The organism is Streptomyces sp. NPDC045431, assembly GCF_040646655.1.
In the GTDB taxonomy this organism is placed as follows: Bacteria; Actinomycetota; Actinomycetes; order Streptomycetales; family Streptomycetaceae; genus Streptomyces.
Window position 1 is genome coordinate 252020 of record NZ_JBEZAQ010000004.1, and the last position, 16446, is coordinate 268465.

Consider the following 16446-nt stretch of genomic DNA (forward strand, 5'->3'; position numbering starts at 1 on the left):
CGACGCGCTGATCCTACAACGCCGAACCGCCCCCGTCACTGGCGTAACGGGGGCGGTTCAGTGGTTCCTGACGGAGCGTCAGTCGTTGCCGTTTCCGGCCGACGGCGTCGTCTTCTGGATCTGGAGCAGGAACTCGGCGTTCGACTTCGTCTGCTTCATCTTGTCGAGCAGCAGCTCGATCGCCTGCTGCTGGTCGAGCGCGTGCAGCACCCGGCGCAGCTTCCAGACGATGGCGAGCTCCTCGCTGCCGAGCAGGATCTCCTCCTTGCGCGTACCGGACGCGTCGACGTCGACGGCCGGGAAGATGCGCTTGTCGGCGAGCTTCCGGTCGAGCTTGAGCTCCATGTTGCCGGTGCCCTTGAACTCCTCGAAGATCACCTCGTCCATGCGCGAGCCGGTGTCGACCAGCGCGGTGGCCAGGATGGTCAGCGAGCCGCCGTCCTCGATGTTGCGCGCGGCACCGAAGAAGCGCTTCGGCGGGTAGAGCGCGGTCGAGTCGACACCACCGGACAGGATGCGGCCGGAGGCGGGGGCCGCGAGGTTGTACGCGCGGCCCAGGCGGGTGATCGAGTCGAGCAGGACGACCACGTCGTGGCCCAGCTCCACGAGGCGCTTGGCGCGCTCGATGGCCAGCTCGGCGACGGTGGTGTGGTCCTCGGCCGGGCGGTCGAAGGTCGAGGAGATGACCTCGCCCTTGACCGACCGCTGCATGTCGGTGACCTCTTCCGGACGCTCGTCGACGAGGACGACCATCAGGTGGCACTCGGGGTTGTTGTGGGTGATCGCGTTGGCGACCGCCTGCATGATCATGGTCTTGCCGGTCTTCGGCGGGGCCACGATCAGGCCTCGCTGGCCCTTGCCGATCGGCGACACGAGGTCGATGATCCGCGTGGTCAGCACACCCGGGTCGGTCTCCAGACGGAGGCGGTCCTGCGGGTAGAGCGGCGTCAGCTTGTTGAACTCGGGACGGCCGCGGCCGGAGTCGGCGGCCATGCCGTTGGCCGAGTCCAGGCGGACCAGCGCGTTGAACTTCTCGCGGCGCTCGCCCTCCTTGGGCTGGCGCACGGCGCCGGTGACGTGGTCGCCCTTGCGCAGGCCGTGCTTGCGGACCTGGGCGAGGGAGACGTACACGTCGTTCGGGCCGGGCAGGTAGCCGGAGGTCCGGATGAACGCGTAGTTGTCGAGGATGTCCAGGATGCCCGCGACGGGGATCAGGACGTCGTCCTCGGAGACCTGCGGCTCGCCGGCCGCGAACTCGTCGCGGCCGCGGCGGCCACGGCGGTCGCGGTAGCGGCCGCGACGGCCCCGGCGGCCGCCCTCGTCGTCGAAGTCGTCCTGCGGGCCGGTCTGGCCCTGCTGGCCGCCCTGGCGCTGCTGGCGCTGGCCGCCGCCCTGCTGGTCGGCGCCCTCGCCCTTGCCGCGGTCACGGCGGTCGCGCTGGCGGTCACGGCGCTCGCCGCGGTCGCCGCGCTCCCCGCGGTCCCGCTGGCGGTCCCGGCGGCCCGCCTCGGCGGTGTCGACGGAGGCCTCGGCCTTGGCGTCGCCCTGCGCGTCGGTACGGGTCTCGGCGCGGACGTCGGTCCGCACGTCCGTCCGGACGTCGGCGCGGGCCTCGGTGCGGGTGTCGCCCTCGGGGCTGCCGGCCGGCGCGGTGGCCCGGCGACGGCGGCGCTCGCCGATGCCCTGGTCGTCGGCGGCCGGCTGACCGGGGATCTCGATCTGCTGCTGCGCGACGGGCTGCCCGGCCTTCACGGTCTTGGGCGCGGCGTCGGTCTCCTCGGCCTTGCCGGCCTTCTCCGCCTTGTCCGCGGCCTTGGTGGCGGCGGCCTTGCCGGCGGTGGCGCCCTCCTCGCCCGTACGGGCCTTGGAGGTGGCGCGGCGCTTCGGCTTGGTCTCGGCGGCTCCGGCCGCACCGGCGCCCGGCGCGGTGGCGGCGCCCCCGGCCTGCGCCTCCTTGATGACCTCGATCAGCTGGCTCTTGCGCATCCGCGCGGTGCCCCTGATGCCGAGGCCGGACGCGACCTGCTGCAGCTCGGCCAGGACCATGCCCTCGAGGCCGGTGCCGGAGCGGCGGCGCCGTGAGGTGGTGCCAGTGGCAGCACCTGCGGCGGGCGCGGGGGTGTCGACGCTGGTGTCGGCAGTCACGCCCATCAGATCGGTGGTGTCGCTCACGAAGGGTCCTTCCCTGGAGCGGACGTCGGCCTTCTGGCTCGGCGACCGGTTGTGCTGTCCGACAGCGGTCCCTGATCTGTGGTCCGTGTCGGGGCGGTGGTCCCGCCGGGTGCGGCGGAAAGAGAGATACGTGCTTGGGTCCGGCCCGAGGCCCCCTGCTCGGCCCGCTCCTGGGAAAAGCGAGGGGTGTCGCGCGCCGGTTCCGGAGCGTGCTCGAAACTGCTCAGGCAGGCTGCTCAGGCAGTGGAGGAGGCTCCCGGAAGAATGGTGGTCCCGGAAGGGGACACTCAGCACCGCGCCACAAAGACGTCGGGTGCAGACTTGAGGTTAACACTACCGGCTCCAACAAACATTCCCCCTCTCCAACACCGGCAATCCGTGTTCCGGCGGAGACCTACGGCGCGAGCGGCAGCACGCTCGCACCGGAGAGGTCGAGGGTGAGCCGGTTGGCCGCCCAGCCCTCGCCCGCCAGGAGCGCGACCTTCTCCGCCGCGCCGTCCTCGGCCAGTGCGAGCACCGTGGGGCCCGCACCGGAGATGACCGCGGGGACGCCGTCCGCGCGCAGTCGGTTCACAAGCGCGATGCTCTCCGGCATCGCGGGGGCCCGGTACTCCTGGTGGAGGCGGTCCTCGGTGGCCGCGAGCAGCAGCTCCGGGCGCCGGGTCAGCGCCTCGACGAGCAGGGCCGCGCGGCCGGCGTTGGCCGCGGCGTCCACATGGGGGACGGTGCGCGGCAGCAGGCCGCGGGCGGTCTCGGTGAGCACCGGCTTTCCGGGGACGAAAACCACCGGAACGATGGACCGTGAGGGCTCCATCCTGATCGCGCGGGCGGCGCCGCCCTCGGTCCAGGCGAGCGTGAAGCCGCCGAGCAGACAGGCGGCGACGTTGTCGGGGTGGCCCTCGATCTCGGTGGCGAGCTCCAGCAGCGCCGCGTCGTCGAGCTTGGCGTCGCCGCCTATGGTCACCGCGCGGGCGGCGACGATGCCGGCGCAGATGGCCGCCGAGGAGGAGCCGAGGCCCCGGCCGTGCGGGATGCGGTTGGCGCAGACGACCTCGAGGCCGCGGGGCTGCCCGCCGAGCAGGTCGAAGGCCGTGCGCAGGGAGCGTACGAGCAGGTGGCTCTCATCGCGCGGGAGCGAGTCGGCGCCCTCGCCGGCGATGTCGATGTGCAGCCCGGAGTCGGCGACCCGGACGACGACGTCGTCGTACAGCCCCAGCGACAGGCCGAGGGCGTCGAAGCCCGGGCCGAGGTTGGCGCTGGTGGCGGGGACGCGCACCCGGACGGCGGCGGCGCGGAACGCGGGACCGGCCATCGCTCGATGACTCTCCTTGACTCTGACGACGGGGTTTGTACGAGGTGTACGCAGGACCCGGGGGCCGTATCGGTGTCAACGGCATCAGTACCGCGGCATATGCGGAGGCATACGCGACGGGGTGGGTTCGGTACAGCCTATCGAAGGAAGGTTCTGTGGCGACATAGGGCGCACAGGAGGCGCACGATGCGTGTCGTGAGCCGTCCTGTGCTCCTGTGTCCACAGCCGCCCGATGTGCGGCTTTTCCCCGCGTGGTCGCGCGGGGAACCGCTCACCGGCGGGTTATGCGAGGCCGAGCCGCTCGGCGGCCGCGGCCGCGTCGACGGGGACGGTGACCGGCTGGGGCGCTCCGGCGACCGCCCAGTCGGGGTCCTTCAGGCCGTTGCCGGTGACCGTGCAGACGATCGTCTGGCCCGGGTCGACCTTGCCCTGCTCGGCGGCCTTCAGCAGGCCTGCCACGGAGGCGGCCGACGCCGGCTCGACGAAGACGCCCTCCTGGGAGGCCAACAGGCGGTAGGCCCGCAGGATCTCACGGTCCGTCACCTCGTCGATGAAGCCACCGGACTCGTCGCGGGCGGCGATCGCGTAGTCCCACGAGGCCGGGTTGCCGATCCGGATCGCGGTGGCGATGGTCGACGGGTCCTTGACGACGTGACCGCGCACGAGCGGCGCGGAGCCGGAGGCCTGGAAGCCCCACATGCGCGGCCGGCGGGTGGCGAGGGCGTCCGCCGCGTACTCGGTGTAACCCTTCCAGTACGCGGTGATGTTGCCGGCGTTGCCGACGGGCAGGACGTGGATGTCGGGGGCGTCGCCCAGCATGTCCACGATCTCGAACGCGGCGGTCTTCTGGCCCTCGATGCGGACCGGGTTGACCGAATTGACCAGCGCGACCGGGTAGTTGTCGGAGAGCGCGCGGGCGAGGTCCAGGCAGTCGTCGAAGTTGCCGTCGACCTGGAGGATCTTCGCGCCGTGGACGAGGGCCTGGCCCATCTTGCCGAGGGCGATCTTGCCCTGCGGCACGAGGACGGCGGAGACCATCCCGGCGCGCACGGCGTACGCGGCCGCGGAGGCCGACGTGTTGCCGGTGGAGGCGCAGATGACGGCCTGCGCGCCCTCCTCCTTGGCCCGGGTGATGGCCATGGTCATGCCCCGGTCCTTGAAGGAGCCGGTGGGGTTGGCGCCCTCGACCTTGAGGTGTACGTCGCAGCCGGTGCGCTCGGAGAGGACCTGGGCCGGGACGAGCGGCGTACCGCCCTCACGGAGCGTGACGACCGGCGTCGTGTCCGTGACCGGAAGGCGGTCCCGGTACTCCTCGATGATGCCGCGCCACTGGTGGGTCCTGGTCATGGGTCCTTACTCCCCTTCAACACGCATGATGCTGGCGACACCGCGCACGGTGTCGAGCTTGCGCAGCGCCTCGACGGTCCCGGAGAGGGCGGCGTCGGGCGCGCGGTGGGTGACGACGACGAGGGATGCCTCGCCGTCCTTGCCCTGCTGGCGCACCGTATCGATGGATACGCCGTGCTCGGCGAAGACCGTCGCGACCTGGGCGAGGACGCCCGGCTTGTCGGCCACGTCGAGGCTGATGTGGTACCGCGTCACCACGTCGCCCATGGGGCTCACGGGCAGCTGGGTGTACGCGGACTCGCCGGGCCCCGTCGCGTCGTTGAGGCGGTTGCGGCAGACGGCGACGAGGTCGCCGAGGACGGCGGACGCGGTCGGCGAGCCGCCGGCACCGGGTCCGTAGAACATGAGCTGCCCGGCGGCGTCGGCCTCGACGAAGACGGCGTTGTACGCGCCGCGGACGGAGGCCAGCGGGTGGCTGAGCGGGATCATCGCGGGGTGCACGCGCGCGGTGACGGAGCCGCCGTCGGCGGCGCGCTCGCAGATGGCGAGCAGCTTGATGGTGCAGCCCATGCGCTTGGCGGAGGCGAAGTCGGCGGCGGTGACCTCGGTCATGCCCTCGCGGTAGACATCGTCGAGCCGCACCCGCGTGTGGAAGGCGATCCCGGCGAGGATCGCGGCCTTGGCGGCGGCGTCGAAGCCCTCGACGTCGGCGGTCGGGTCGGCTTCGGCGTACCCGAGGGCCGTCGCCTCGTCCAGCGCCTCGGAGTACCCGGCGCCGGAGGTGTCCATCTTGTCGAGGATGAAGTTGGTCGTGCCGTTGACGATGCCGAGCACCCGGTTGACCTTGTCGCCGGCGAGGGACTCGCGCAGCGGCCGGATCAGCGGGATGGCGCCGGCGACGGCGGCCTCGTAGTACAGGTCGCGGCCGTGCTGCTCGGCGGCGGCGTACAGGCTCTGCCCGTCCTGGGCGAGGAGCGCCTTGTTGGCCGAGACGACGGAGGCGCCGTGCTCGAAGGCGGTGGTGATGAGCGTACGGGCGGGCTCGACGCCCCCGATGACCTCGACGACGACGTCGATGTCGCCGCGTTTGACCAGGGCCATCGCGTCGGTGGTGATGAGCTCGGGGGCGATGCCCGCGCGCACCTTGGAGGGCCGGCGGACGGCGACACCGGCGAGCTCGACCGGGGCGCCGATGCGCGCGGCGAGGTCGTCGGCGTGCGTCGTCATGATGCGCGCCACCTCTGAGCCGACCACTCCACAGCCCAGCAGCGCCACCTTCAGCGGACGCGTACGCATCATCCGACCTCACTTCTCATACTTCTACGGTGTGGACCAGTCTCACTCACCGGACGGAAGTTTCTCCCTTCCGTCCGGATTATGAGACGTCTATTTCATCAGCCGACATCGAGACGCAGGAGATCTTCCTCCGTCTCACGCCGGACGATCACCCGCGCCTCACCGTCGCGGACCGCGACGACGGGCGGGCGAAGTGCGTGGTTGTAGTTGCTGGCCATGGAGCGGCAGTACGCCCCGGTGGCCGGTACGGCGATCAGGTCGCCCGGCGCGACGTCCGCGGGGAGGAACGCGTCCTTCACCACGATGTCACCACTTTCACAGTGCTTGCCCACCACGCGGCTCAGCATCGGCTCGGCGTCGCTCGTCCGGGACACCAGCGCCACGGTGTACTCGGCGTCGTACAGGGCGGTGCGGATGTTGTCCGACATGCCGCCGTCGACGCTCACGTACGTCCGCAGCCCCTCGAGCGGCTTGACCGTGCCGACCTCGTACAGCGTGAAGGCGGTGGGGCCGACGATGGCGCGCCCGGGCTCGACGGAGATGCGGGGGGTGGCGAGACCCGCCGCCTCGCACTCCCTCGTCACGATCTCGGTGAGCGCCTTGGCGATCTCGTGCGGCTCGCGGGGGTCGTCCTCGGAGGTGTACGCGATGCCGAGCCCGCCGCCGAGGTCGATCTCGGGCAGCTCGACGCCGTGCTCGTCGCGGACCTCCTTGAGCAGGCCGATCACGCGGCGGGCGGCCACCTCGAAGCCGGAGGTGTCGAAGATCTGCGAGCCGATGTGCGAGTGGATGCCGATGAGCTCCAGCCCGTCGAGCTTCAGCGCCCGCCGTACGGCTTCGGCGGCCTGCCCGCCGGCGAGCGCGATGCCGAACTTCTGGTCCTCGTGGGCGGTGGCGATGAACTCGTGGGTGTGCGCCTCGACGCCGACGGTGACGCGGATCTGGACCTTCTGCCGGACGCCGAGGGACTGGGCGATGTGCGCCACGCGCACGATCTCCTGGAAGGAGTCGAGGACGATCCGCCCGACACCGGCTTCCACCGCCCGCTCGATCTCGTGGATGCTCTTGTTGTTCCCGTGGAAGGCGATGCGCTCGGCGGGCATCCCGGCGTCGAGGGCGGTGGTGAGCTCGCCGCCCGAGCACACGTCGAGGTTGAGCCCCTCCTCCTTGAGCCACCGGACGATGGCGCGGGACAGGAACGCCTTCCCGGCGTAGAAGACGTCGGCCTCGGTGCCGAAGGCGTCGGCCCAGGCGCGGCAGCGGGCGCGGAAGTCGGTCTCGTCGAGGAAGTAGGCGGGGGTGCCGTACTCCTCGGCGAGGGTGGTGACGGGGATCCCGCCGACCGTCAGGACTCCCTCGTCGTCGCGGGTGACGGTCCGGGACCACACCTTGGCGTCGAGGCGGTTGAGGTCGGCGGGCGGAGCGGTGTAGTGCCCCTCGGGCAGGACGTCGGCGTGGCGGGGCCCGGCGGGGTGTGCGGAACGGCTCATGTCTCTCTCACAAAGTCACAAGTAGTCGGGGGCGCTGATGCCGAGCAGTGCCAGGCCGCCGGCCAGCACCGTCCCGGCGGCTTCGGCGAGGGCGAGCCGGGAGCGGTGGGCGGCCGAGGGTTTCTCGTCGCCGAGGGGCAGCACGGTGTGCTGGAACCCCAGGAACGCGTCGGCGGTGGCCTCCAGGTGCCGGGCGACCCGATCGGAGGCGCGGTGGCGTGCGGCGGCTTCGAGGACGGCGGGGTGGTCGCCGAGGGCGGTGAGGAGGCGGCCGGCGTCGACGTCCTCCTCGTACGCGGCGGTGACGCCGAGCTGCGCGGCGTTGCGCAGCAGGGCGCGGGCGCGGGCGTGCGCGTACCGCACCGTGAAGAGCCCGTTGGCCTCGGTCTGCGGGAGTACGTCGCGCGCTTCGAGGGCGCGGTCGTGCGCGGCGGGCCGGAGGAGGGCCCAGCGGGCGGCGTCGCGGCCGAGCGCGTACACGTCGTAGGTGACGGGCAGGGGCCTCACGGCTTCGGGCAGCGGGGTGGGCGGGGCGCCCTCGGCGTCGACGCGCACGCCGAGCGCGGCCCAGGCGGGGTCGACGGCGTCGCAGCCGACGCGGACGAGCGCGCCTTGGACGGTCTGGAGGCGGGCCACCGCCTGGGTGACGACGGCGGCCCGCACCTCCCGCCGGTGGTGGTACTGCAGAATCTGCCCGGCCAGGGCGCTGCCGTGGCCGTAGCGGTCCCCGCGCTCGCGCACGCGGGCGATCAGCTGCGCGTGGCTGTCGCCCCGCAGGGTGAAGTTCAGGAACCCGGGCCCGGTGATCTCCACGGCCTCGATCCCGGGCGCCCCGGCGAGCCGGTCCCGCAGGACCTCCGCGACCCGCCGCGCCGGCAGCCCGGCGACCCCGGCCAACTGGAGGGCGGCGCTGGTCGCGTAATCCCCTCTACCGCCGGGGCGGGGCCGCTCGACCTTGACGCGCTCGGGGAGGGGGGCCTCCATCCGCAGGGCACCGTCACCGACCGCGCGGCGCACGGCGTGCAGCACGGTGAGGGAGAGATCTGCGGGGGTCACGGGACAAGCGTATGGGAGGAGGGGGGTGAGCACGCGAACCGGTTTCGCGATGCGGGCAGAGGGAGGAGGGGGCAGGGCTCGTGCCTCACCCCCAGGGGGTCCCGCTCCCGGTCCCCGTCCCGGACCCCGACCCGGTCCCGGCATGGCCGGCGCCGCGGCGTCCCTCGGGGTCGCGCTCCATGAGCTGCCGCACGAGCCGTACGAGGTCGGCGGGCTCGAAGGGCTTCGCCAGGAACGCGTCCACCCCGGCGGCGAGCCCGCCGTCCATCTCGTGCTGCGTGCAGGCACTGATGATCGCCACCGGTAGGTGCCCGGTCCGCGGATCCTCCCTGAGCCGCGCGGCGGTCCGCAGCCCGTCGAGGCGCGGCATGACGACATCGAGCGTCACGACATCGGGGCAGACCCGATGCACGACATCCAGACACTCGGCACCATCGGCCGCGGTCACGACCTCGAAGCCCTCAAGCTCGAGATTGACCCTGATCAGCTGCCGGATGACCCTGTTGTCGTCCACGACGAGCACCCGGCCGGACGCGCCTGACACAACTCGAGAGTAGGTCGCGATCCGGCCCTGCGTCCGGGTTTTCCCCACTTCCACCCCTCACGGGCGACAGTCCGCGTGTCGCCCTCCGGAAATACCTGTTCACAGGCACCGCCCGAGAGCTGGTAGGGTTCTACCCGTCGCCGCCGATCACGGCGGACACGCCCCCGTAGCTCAGGGGATAGAGCAACGGCCTCCGGAGCCGTGTGCGCAGGTTCGAATCCTGCCGGGGGCACTTCCGGAAATAGGGTCTGATCAGCAAAAACGCTGGTCAGACCCTATTTTGCATGGACTGAAACAGCAACGGCCTACCTTACCGCTACTACTCCTGGCGACATCGCTCCGGCCTGGGGCCTTTACCGCGCCGGACAGACAGTGCCCCATATGTCCGATCCCGCGAAATCGGGGCTTCGGGACATGCCCGGGACGAAAGAGCCTCGGAGAGGACGGACAACCCTCCCCCGCGCCCCGTGACCTGCGCCTTTCCAGCCAGCACGGGTCAAACACATACGGAGCGCGGGGCCGTTGCACTTCACATCCCACCTCTCTGGCCTGGTCGTTTACCTCGATACGGCGCGGGCTCCCCCTGGCATCGGCGCGCCGGGGGACGTGCGGGGCGCGGGATCCACGTGGGCCACTGGGTTGACCGCGAGGAGATCGGTGGCCCCTCATCCGTATTCGTCCAGAAGCGCGTCGATGCGCCTGTTGGCGAGGGCCTGACGGCCGTAGAGGCATTTCGCGTACCGGGTCATGAGGACCTCGACGCTGTTGTCCGCCCGTTCGGCGACCTCGTCGGGGTCGGCGCCGGCGTTCAGCCAGGTGGACAGGGCCGTGTCGCAGGTCGTAGGGGCGGACAACGAGGTGGAGTCGTTGGTCTCGCTCCGGGTCTTCGCCGAAACCTGCCCCCAGCGCACCTCCAAGTATCCGAGTGCGAAGGCGTACCAGCTGATAGGGGTCGCACCGCGCCCGTTCCTTACCCGGCCGAAGTCGTCAGCGGCGGCTTCCCTGACGGCCCGGACCAACGAGGCTCCGAGCTCGTTGGCCAGAGCCCTGACATCCGCTCCGTCGCCAGCCGCCAGCGCCCGCCGGGGCTTCACCACCCTCGGCCCACGGCGTCCGGGTGCACTTCGTACCTGACCTGCCGAACTCCGCATGGCGTCCACCGCCTCTCTCCAGGTCAACGTGCCGCCTGCGACTGCAGTGCCAGCCAAGAAGGCCTCACTAGGGAGATGATGGGTAGGGTAAGTAGCATGAGCGAGCCCACCGGAAAGTACTCGATCACCATGCCGCGTGACATCGCCGAAGCCGCCAAGGCCCGCAGCGGCCCCTCCGGCCTTTCTGCCTACGTGGCCGCCGCCGTCGCCCGCCAGATCGAACGCGACAACCTCAACGAACTCATCACCGTCGCCGAGGCCGAGCACGGCCCCGTCACCGACGACGAGATCCAGTCCCTGCGCGACCAGCTCGCCCAGGCCCGTCGTGAGCAAAACCAGCATGGGGCGAGCGCAGCGTGACCCGCTCCCGCGCGGTCCCCGGCGGCACCCTCGTCCTCGACAGCGAAGGGCTGGCGAAGGCTGTCCTGCGCGACAGAACGGTCACCACTTGGCTCGCCCTGGCCCGCGCCGACGACCTGCGCGTGATCACCTCGGCGGCCACCCTCGTCGAAGTGGTCCACCCCCGCATCAACCGCCCGGCCCTGGAGTGGACGCTCTCCCGACTCGCCATCGAACCGATCACCGAGCCCATCGCCCGCCACGCCGCCACCCTCCTCGCCGACGCCGGCCTGCACGGCCACAAGTACGCCATCGACGCCATGCTCGCCGCCACCGCCCTCTCCGCACCCGGGCCGGCCACGATCCTCACCTCCGACCCCGAGGACCTCATCGCCCTGTGTGGTGGACGCGTCACAGTGATCAAGGTCTGACAGCGACTGACCGTGTGAAACGCGATCGCGGGTTCCGGGCAGCCTTGTCAGCCTCTGCTCTCTGCCCCGAGCCATGACTCGACGGCCATCAACTGTTCACCCATGGTCCCGAGCGAATACGGCGAGGATTCGTACTGCACCGACAGATTGACTTCGTACAGCTTGTACACCGCCGGGGCCGCCTTCCCCGCCATGGACGCCTCCTACAGGGCTCGGGCCACTTTTTCGAGGTCCGCTCGACGAAGGGCACCCGTGACCTCCGGCCACACCGTCTCCGCGAGGTGATCACAGAGCTCCATCAGAAAGCGGCCCGCCCGTGCCGCACGGTCGGAGGTCGCCTCTTGCCTCGCCTCGTGCATATGGTCCGCGAGATGGTCGTTGCGCTCGTCCTCGCTGTCCCGTCAGCCGTCGTCGTAAGTCTCTTTCCAGATGCCCTCGGCCCGATCCATCGCCGCCTGAAACTCTTGGTCGTATGCCTCTTGAGTGAGTGTGGGATGCGATGCCCCGAAGTCCTTCAGCCCGTTCATCAGCCGGTCCACGGACGCCGCGGGGAGAGGATGCCCATCGCGTACCGCGGTCAACAACGCGACCGTGTCGACCGCACGCCGCACCTGTTCGCTGTCGACCAGACCCCACAGCTCATAGGCACATCGCTCGACGGCCGGATAGTTGTGATCGGCGATCTCTCCGTCGAGTCCCATGAGAGGTTGAGGAGCGCCTCGCACACCCCCTCAACCTCTTCCAAGGCGTTCTCGATCTCCTCGTGGATCTTCGCGACGACTCGCAACGCCTCTTGGGCCTCCGTGACCTCACGTTCCAGCCGGGCCACGCGGTCCGCGAGCTCGCCCTTTTCTCCTCCTCGTCTTGTCGTGACTCGGTGCCCGGTCGTTACGGGGCCAGGTCGGTTCGTCGCCGCTCACATCCCGGTCGTAAGCAGGAAGGGACTGGGGTCCCCCGCCCAGGACACGTACAGGCCGTCGCGGGCCCGGGTGCAGGCGACGAACAGCAGGCAGCGTTCCGCCAGCAGGTCGGCCTCGTGCTGGAGGCGGTCGACGTCCGCAGGCGTCACCGCCTTGGGATAGGGAACGGCGCCGTCATGGACGCCGACAACCGCGACGCAGCGGTACTCCAGGCCCTTGAAGGAGTGCATGGTGCCGACGTTCACGGCGGCGGCCGCCGACGGCCGGTCCGCCCGCAGCCGTCGAGCGGGGATACCGGCCGCCGACAGGTGCTCCGTCACCTGGTCGCAGGTCCGGTTGAAACGGGCGCTCACGCCGATGTCACCAGGGGCGATGCCGTCCTCCAGCCAACCGCGCACGCGCGCGACGAGTGCTGCCAGCTCCGCGTCGTGAGAGGCGGCCGCATGGGTCTCGGGGCCGGTCCCGTGCAGGGCCGAGCGGTAGCCGAGCAGGGTTTCGTGGCGGCTGTCGTCCTCAAGCTCGGCGAAGGGGCGACCGACGAGGAGCGCGGTGGACCAGCTCAGGATCTCGTGCGTGGAACGGTAGTTCTTGCGCATCTTCGTCGACCGCCCGGCGACCTTGATCCCGACCGTCTTCAGGGAGACCTTGCTGTCGTAGATCCGCTGGTGCGGGTCTCCCGCGATGAACAGGTCGTCCGGACGCGCCGGGGCGGCGGCGCGCAGGAGGCGCCACTGGGCGGGGTGCAGGTCCTGGGCCTCGTCGACGACGACGTGCCGGTAGCGCGGCCCGGTCCGCTTCAGCAGGTCCGCGGCCTCCGCGCAGGTACCGAGGTAGGTCCGCAGCCCGTCGGAGGCGAGCCGGGCGGTGAACTCCTCGACGGCGCGCCACACCGGTGGCCGGGCCGCCGCCGGCAACGCGCTGCCGCGCCCTTTGCGCTCGGCGGTCTCGTACTCCTCGTAGGTGCGCAGGTTCTGGGCGAGGACGACGTGCTTGTACTCCTGGGCGAGGAACTGCGGGCTCCCGGTGAAGCCCGCGGCCCGGGCGGCCTGCTGCCAGCGGGCCGCCTCCTCGTCGGCGCGCAAGGGCCGGCGTGACGTGGACAGCACCCGCCCGGCGAACGCGTCGACGGTCATGATGTCCACCCGGCCCCGGAGCGCCTCGTCGTCCACGAGTTCATCGATGCCGGCGCGCAGGGCAGCCACCAGTGCGTTGGTGTAGGTGGTGAGGAGGATGCGGTCGCCGTCGCGCAGGTGGCCGAGCAGGTGGCGCACGCGGTGCAGGGCGACGACCGTCTTGCCCGTGCCGGGGCCTCCGGTGACCTGGGCCGGACCGGAGTAGGAGGGCCGGTAGGCCACCTTGTGCTGAGACGGATGCAGGAAGACGCGCCACGCGGCGAAGGGCTTGTCGAGGATCTCTCGGAGCTCGTCCGGTCCCGTGACCAGGGCGATGCGCGTAGGCGTGTGCCGAATGGCGGTGTCGTAGTCGGCGGGGTTCACGGGCCCGGCGCTGTCGGCGGCGGCCAGGTTGACCGCGACCACCTCGCGCCACACGTCCTCCACGGTGAATCCGGCGGCGAGGTACTCCAGTACCTCCCGCTGGTCCTGGGGGAAGAACGGGGCGAAGGCCTCCAGTTGCTCCAGAGTGGTCAGGACCCGGGCCTGTCGCAGCGTCGTGCCGTCGATACCAAGGGCCGCGAGATCTCCGTCCGAGAACCTGGCGAAGAGCCGCTGCTCGGGGGCGGGGGCGGTCCGCTCGTACGCGGGGGTGAGCTCCTCCAGGACGGCGATGTCGCGGATCTCGACGGCCCGGGTGACCGTGTTGATGCTCGCCTTCTGCTTGACGGCCCACGCGTTCGCCTCGTCGTGCGGCAGCACCCGCAGCAGGACGTACGTGTCCCCGCTGTCGGGTGCCAGCACGACCCCACGTGTGCCGCGGTCGATCCGGATCGTCCGGATGTGCGGGTCCCGGGCGTTCTTGAGGGATTCCAGCTTCAGGCCGGGATCCTTGAACAGCTGCCCCAGGGTGAGCCGTTCGAATTTCTCCCAGGCGTCGAAGACCCCTTTGCGGACCGTGCCCTGGAGTTTGGGGAGCTGGGCGCAGAAGGCGATGTCGAAGGCGAGGCGGGGCATGGCGGAGCTTCTCTCCCGGTGGTTCTACTGGTCGGTCTCGTCCGGCTCTTCCAGGGCGCCGAGCACACGCCAGGCCACCTCGGCGAGCGTCTCCCCGGACGTAATGGACCACCGGGCCGTGCCCTGGTTGGCCACGGGGCGTTCCGCCCACTCGGCGAGCTCCCACATCCGTGTGATCAGACCGGAGGGGGAGTACTGCCTGCCGTCGGCGGCCCACAGGATCGGCTTGGTGCGGTGGTTCACCCAGGTCGCTCGTGCCCGTCGCTCGTCCTGGGCGAGCCAGTCCCGCAGCGCCTCCGCCTCCAGCGGGTAGCCAGCGGAGAGAACGAGGGGCTCCCCATCGTCGAATACCTTCTTGTCCACCAGTACGTGGACCGCGTTGGGCCGCCGGCGCTTCCGCTGGCGATTGACGCGCCGGTACGTGTCCAGGGTGACGATGTCGCCGTCCGCCTTGGCCATGAGGGCGAGCACGCGGTCGGCGAGATCTCTGCTCCGGGAGACATCGGAGCAGACTGCGCGGACCTGCGAGCGTTCGGTGAACAGTTCGTCGATGGCCGCCATGGTCATCGGTACCAGCCGCTCCAGCAGGTCCTTCGTCCTCTCCATGGCTTCCCTGGCCCAGGTCAGCTCGGGGTCGGGTTCGTCGATGGCCTCGGTGTCGAGCAGCCGGAACACCAGATGGGTGAGGAAGTACGTCCCATGTTCCGTGAGGGCCGCGCCGCGGCCCTGGTAGCGCTTGCGGATGTCGAGGAGGCTCCGGCGCACCTGGCGGAGCACCTGGACCGCGTTCCACAGGAGGTAGATGCCCGGCTGGGGCCGGAACAGGACGTCGTAGACGCCCTGGCCGCCCCGCTCCCACAGGGGGTCCAGCGAGAGGGCGATCCGGGCCGCGTACTGGCTGTCGGCATGGGCGCAGGCCAGAGCGCAGGCGGCTTCCACGACCGAGCAGCCCGACTCCTCCGGCGGGTCCAGCTCGCTGCGCCTGACGCCGTACTCCAGGTCCAGTTCGGCGCGCATCTCGTCCATGATCGCGGCCTGGACCGGGTCGAGGGCGATGAAGTCCCGCGCCTCGACACTGTTCTGCCGGTTCGTCGCCTTGGTGGTCTCCTTGGCGAAGTGAGCGGCGCGGTTCGTCACGATGATCCGCACGTTGATACGGGCCTCGGCAGCGGCGTCGTCCTGGGCGAGGGCGTCGGCGACGGCCCGAACCGTCTGGGCTCCGTTGACGACGCTGGCGTTGTGCAGTGTCAGCCTGATCGGCTTACGGTGCGGGCTCAGGGTCGATTGTTCGGCCTTGTCCACCGCGTCGCACAGCACGGTGATGCCGTTGTTGAAATACCAGAAGTGCGCCGGTTCCTCGGTGAGCGTGGTCATCAGGGCGTTGTTGATGGAGGTACGGCCGAGGGGATTGCGGATGTTCAGGTTGAAGAGGTCGGGGCCCTTCCGGGCCCACTCCGCCACCTGTTCGGCGTCGACCACCCCCTGGTAGGACTCGTAGAGCTCGTCCGAGCCCATGCCGAACCAGGGAAACAGTTCGGCGGTGAGTACGACGGGGTCGGGGGCCTGGTCGTCCCGCACCGACCGCCAGATCTCGGGCGCCAGGATGATCTTGTGGTCGAGTACCTCACCGTACTGGTTGAACTGCTTCTCCCCGTTGGCGATGGCCTGCGTGAAGCCCTCGCCCGGCGGGTCAGAGCGCATGAGGACGACGACCTGGGTGACCGGCACCGGTCCTCTGTTCATGACGGACTTGGCGTACTCGGCCAGCTGCCGGCCGCGCGGGTTGAACGGCGCGTACTCCTCGTAATCGATGAGGCGAAGCCCGTCAAGCAGTTCGAGCACCGCCTTGCGGTCCGCGCCCGCCTTTCCCTCCGGGCTCCACTTGCCCTGGACGAGGTAGACGTGCGGGTCGGCCCCCTCGACCACGGCGATCGCGTCGATGCCCTGGTCGGCATGTCCGTCGATGACGGTGGCCGCCGCGTCCTCGGGGCTGAAACCGGTGACCATCCGTACGGCCTGCGCGGTCAGCGCCCGGGACAGCAACCGGGTCTCGTAGTCCTGCCCCGAGTACTGCGCCAGGTCGCTGACGTCGAGCAGGCTCTCGTAGACCTTCTTCAGCGCGTTGCCGACCTGGCGCACCTGAGTGGCGACCTTCGTCGTTCGCTCGGTGCCCGATTCCGCCTTCATGGTTCTCCCCTCCCCACGGCAGGCCGACGGCCTCGCCACTCACAGCGATGTGCACGAGACCCTCGTCGGGGC

13 protein-coding genes, 1 tRNA gene and 1 pseudogene are annotated in these 16446 nt (G+C 70.7%); 3 read left to right on the forward strand and 12 right to left on the reverse strand.

The window, feature by feature from the left end; translation table 11 throughout:
* Positions 1-78: 78 nt before the first annotated feature.
* From rho to AB0A69_RS12310, 7 genes are all read right to left on the reverse strand, one after another.
* Positions 79-2172 (reverse strand): transcription termination factor Rho, encoded by a 2094-nt coding sequence (rho, locus tag AB0A69_RS12280; RefSeq protein ID WP_361419048.1) that lies wholly within the window; start codon positions 2170-2172, stop codon positions 79-81.
* 394 nt (positions 2173-2566) lie between these two features.
* Positions 2567-3484, reverse strand: coding sequence for a homoserine kinase (gene thrB / locus AB0A69_RS12285; RefSeq protein WP_361419051.1), 918 nt, complete (start codon positions 3482-3484; stop codon positions 2567-2569).
* Between the two features lie 282 nt (positions 3485-3766).
* Positions 3767-4831: a threonine synthase gene (thrC, locus tag AB0A69_RS12290; RefSeq protein ID WP_361419054.1), complete on the reverse strand. Its 1065-nt coding sequence runs from the start codon at positions 4829-4831 to the stop codon at positions 3767-3769.
* A gap of 6 nt (positions 4832-4837) precedes the next feature.
* On the reverse strand, positions 4838-6127 hold the full coding sequence (locus AB0A69_RS12295) for a homoserine dehydrogenase (RefSeq protein WP_361419794.1): 1290 nt from the start codon (positions 6125-6127) through the stop codon (positions 4838-4840).
* Between the two features lie 98 nt (positions 6128-6225).
* A complete protein-coding gene (gene lysA, locus AB0A69_RS12300; protein ID WP_361419057.1) occupies positions 6226-7617 on the reverse strand; it encodes a diaminopimelate decarboxylase in 1392 nt (463 codons plus the stop codon).
* Between the two features lie 15 nt (positions 7618-7632).
* Entirely contained in the window at positions 7633-8673 is a 1041-nt protein-coding gene (gene nrtL, locus AB0A69_RS12305; protein WP_361419060.1) for an ArgS-related anticodon-binding protein NrtL, read from the reverse strand.
* 85 nt (positions 8674-8758) lie between these two features.
* Entirely contained in the window at positions 8759-9271 is a 513-nt protein-coding gene (locus AB0A69_RS12310; protein WP_361419063.1) for a response regulator, read from the reverse strand.
* A gap of 106 nt (positions 9272-9377) precedes the next feature.
* On the opposite strand from AB0A69_RS12310, the gene AB0A69_RS12315 reads away from it, so the two are divergent.
* A tRNA-Arg gene (locus tag AB0A69_RS12315) sits at positions 9378-9449 on the forward strand.
* 433 nt (positions 9450-9882) lie between these two features.
* Here AB0A69_RS12315 and AB0A69_RS12320 read toward each other — a convergent pair.
* Positions 9883-10066 (reverse strand): annotated as a pseudogene (locus AB0A69_RS12320) (site-specific integrase); the annotation flags it as partial.
* 398 nt (positions 10067-10464) lie between these two features.
* Here AB0A69_RS12320 and AB0A69_RS12325 point away from each other — a divergent pair.
* Together AB0A69_RS12325 and AB0A69_RS12330 are read left to right on the forward strand one after the other, a co-directional pair.
* Positions 10465-10728 carry a CopG family transcriptional regulator gene (locus tag AB0A69_RS12325; protein ID WP_361419066.1) on the forward strand — a complete coding sequence of 88 codons (264 nt, stop codon included), beginning with the start codon at positions 10465-10467 and terminating at the stop codon, positions 10726-10728.
* Positions 10725-11138 carry a PIN domain-containing protein gene (locus AB0A69_RS12330; RefSeq protein ID WP_361419069.1) on the forward strand — a complete coding sequence of 138 codons (414 nt, stop codon included), beginning with the start codon at positions 10725-10727 and terminating at the stop codon, positions 11136-11138. The genes AB0A69_RS12325 and AB0A69_RS12330 overlap by 4 nt, the downstream gene beginning before the upstream one ends.
* Positions 11139-11185: 47 nt before the next feature.
* Here AB0A69_RS12330 and AB0A69_RS12335 read toward each other — a convergent pair whose 3' ends face one another.
* From AB0A69_RS12335 to AB0A69_RS12350, 4 genes are all read right to left on the reverse strand, one after another.
* Entirely contained in the window at positions 11186-11332 is a 147-nt protein-coding gene (locus tag AB0A69_RS12335) for a hypothetical protein (protein WP_361419072.1), read from the reverse strand.
* 207 nt (positions 11333-11539) lie between these two features.
* Complete coding sequence (locus AB0A69_RS12340; protein WP_361419075.1) at positions 11540-11839, reverse strand: hypothetical protein; 300 nt, start codon at positions 11837-11839, stop codon at positions 11540-11542.
* A 215-nt stretch (positions 11840-12054) separates the two neighbouring features.
* Positions 12055-14187, reverse strand: coding sequence for a UvrD-helicase domain-containing protein (locus tag AB0A69_RS12345; RefSeq protein WP_361419078.1), 2133 nt, complete (start codon positions 14185-14187; stop codon positions 12055-12057).
* A 24-nt stretch (positions 14188-14211) separates the two neighbouring features.
* Positions 14212-16374, reverse strand: a complete 2163-nt coding sequence (locus tag AB0A69_RS12350) for an AIPR family protein (RefSeq protein WP_361419080.1) — start codon at positions 16372-16374, stop codon at positions 14212-14214.
* Between the last annotated feature and the right edge of the window lie 72 nt (positions 16375-16446).

Excerpts from the sequence above, each read along its gene's own strand:
- thrC (WP_361419054.1), bottom strand. The coding sequence starts at position 4,831 with ATGACCAGGACCCACCAGTGGCGCGGCATCATCGAGGAGTACCGGGAC.
- lysA (WP_361419057.1), bottom strand. The coding sequence starts at position 7,617 with ATGAGCCGTTCCGCACACCCCGCCGGGCCCCGCCACGCCGACGTCCTG.
- thrB (WP_361419051.1), bottom strand. The coding sequence starts at position 3,484 with ATGGCCGGTCCCGCGTTCCGCGCCGCCGCCGTCCGGGTGCGCGTCCCC.
- AB0A69_RS12325 (WP_361419066.1), top strand. The coding sequence starts at position 10,465 with ATGAGCGAGCCCACCGGAAAGTACTCGATCACCATGCCGCGTGACATC.
- AB0A69_RS12340 (WP_361419075.1), bottom strand. The coding sequence starts at position 11,839 with ATGGGACTCGACGGAGAGATCGCCGATCACAACTATCCGGCCGTCGAG.
- AB0A69_RS12295 (WP_361419794.1), bottom strand. The coding sequence starts at position 6,127 with ATGCGTACGCGTCCGCTGAAGGTGGCGCTGCTGGGCTGTGGAGTGGTC.
- AB0A69_RS12335 (WP_361419072.1), bottom strand. The coding sequence starts at position 11,332 with ATGGCGGGGAAGGCGGCCCCGGCGGTGTACAAGCTGTACGAAGTCAAT.
- AB0A69_RS12345 (WP_361419078.1), bottom strand. The coding sequence starts at position 14,187 with ATGCCCCGCCTCGCCTTCGACATCGCCTTCTGCGCCCAGCTCCCCAAA.
- AB0A69_RS12350 (WP_361419080.1), bottom strand. The coding sequence starts at position 16,374 with ATGAAGGCGGAATCGGGCACCGAGCGAACGACGAAGGTCGCCACTCAG.